Origin of the sequence: Campylobacter sp. JMF_01 NE2, assembly GCF_027737365.1 — a bacterium.
Classification (GTDB): Bacteria; Campylobacterota; Campylobacteria; order Campylobacterales; family Campylobacteraceae; genus Campylobacter_B.
The window spans coordinates 1-1,366 of sequence record NZ_JAOVTR010000018.1 but is presented as its reverse complement, the minus strand read 5'-3'; the positions used below and the strand labels follow the sequence as shown (position 1 = coordinate 1,366).

2 protein-coding genes are annotated in these 1,366 nt (G+C 43.3%); both read left to right on the top strand.

Features of this window, described 5'->3' with window-relative positions:
• Positions 1 to 19: 19 nt before the first annotated feature.
• Positions 20 to 1,201 carry a tryptophan synthase subunit beta gene (gene trpB, locus OFO01_RS08930; RefSeq protein ID WP_270860208.1) on the top strand — a complete coding sequence of 394 codons (1,182 nt, stop codon included), beginning with the start codon at positions 20 to 22 and terminating at the stop codon, positions 1,199 to 1,201.
• Positions 1,194 to 1,366, top strand: a 173-nt coding sequence (locus tag OFO01_RS08925; RefSeq protein ID WP_270875548.1) for a tryptophan synthase subunit alpha, incomplete at its 3' end; no start/stop codon positions are given. The genes trpB and OFO01_RS08925, both read left to right, overlap by 8 nt.

The window sequence follows — 1,366 nt, the reverse complement described above, 5'->3', positions numbered from 1 at the left end:
TTTTATTTTAAGGCAAAAAATGAATACAAAAGCATATTTTGGCAAATTTGGCGGTCAGTTTGTCCCTGAAACTGCGATGTTTGCACTCGAAGAGCTTGAAGAAGCTTACAACACCATTGCGATGACAAAAGAATTTAGAGATGAGCTTGACTATCTTTTGCGTGAATACGCAGGTCGCCCGAGCCCACTTTACTACGCAAAACGCCTAAGCGAACACTACGGACACGACATTTACTTAAAACGCGAAGATTTAAATCACACCGGTGCACATAAAATCAACAATGCCCTAGCTCAGGCGCTACTAGCAAAAAAAATGGGTAAAAAGAAGGTCATTGCCGAAACGGGAGCAGGTCAGCACGGCGTAGCCACTGCCACAGCGGCGGCACTTTTGGGGTTAGAATGTAGCATTTATATGGGCGAATGCGACGCCGCTAGACAACAGCTAAATGCCTTTCGTATGCGACTTTTGGGTGCAAATTTAGTTACCATTAGTGACGGCTTAAAAACGCTAAAAGAAGCCACAACAGCGGCAATCCAAGCGTGGGTAAATGAGATTGAAGAGGTATTTTATGTCATCGGTTCTGCTGTCGGTCCGCACCCGTATCCAAAAATGGTAAAAGATTTCCAAAGCGTAATCGGCACAGAAGCCAAAGCACAACTCAAAGAAAAAGGCGTTAAGGCTGATTTCGTCATCGCCTGTGTGGGTGGCGGCAGTAACGCAATCGGCATTTTTAGCGGATTTTTAGACGATGAAAGCGTAAATTTGATAGGCGTTGAAGCAGCAGGACTTGGCATAGATACACCGTATCACGCTGCGACCATGACAAAAGGAAGCCCCGGCATAATTCACGGCATGAAAACTATCGTTTTGCAAGATATTTACGGACGGATAGATCCGGTTCATAGTATTTCAGCAGGGCTTGATTATCCGGGCGTTGGTCCGGAACACGCTCATTTGCTTGATATTAAAAGAGCGCAGTATGCTGCCGTAACGGACGATGAGTGCGTAAATGCGTTAAAACTTTTATCTCGCCTAGAAGGGATAATACCAGCAATTGAGAGCTCTCACGCTTTGGCGTATTTGGAAAAACTATGTCCTAGCCTAAATGAGCGAAAAACAATCGTAGTAAATGTAAGCGGTAGGGGCGATAAAGATATGAACACCGTTATGAACTACAAAAAAGGAACGATTTATGGATAAGATAAAAAAAGCATTTGATAATAAAAAGGCAAACATCGGCTACATAGTCGCAGGTTACCCAAGTGTAGAGCATACAAAAGAGCTGATTTCAAATTTAAATGATAGCAAACTTGATATTTTGGAAGTCGGAATTCCGTATTCTGACCCGATAGCTGATGGAAAAAC

Excerpts from the sequence above, each read along its gene's own strand:
- trpB (WP_270860208.1), top strand. The coding sequence starts at position 20 with ATGAATACAAAAGCATATTTTGGCAAATTTGGCGGTCAGTTTGTCCCT.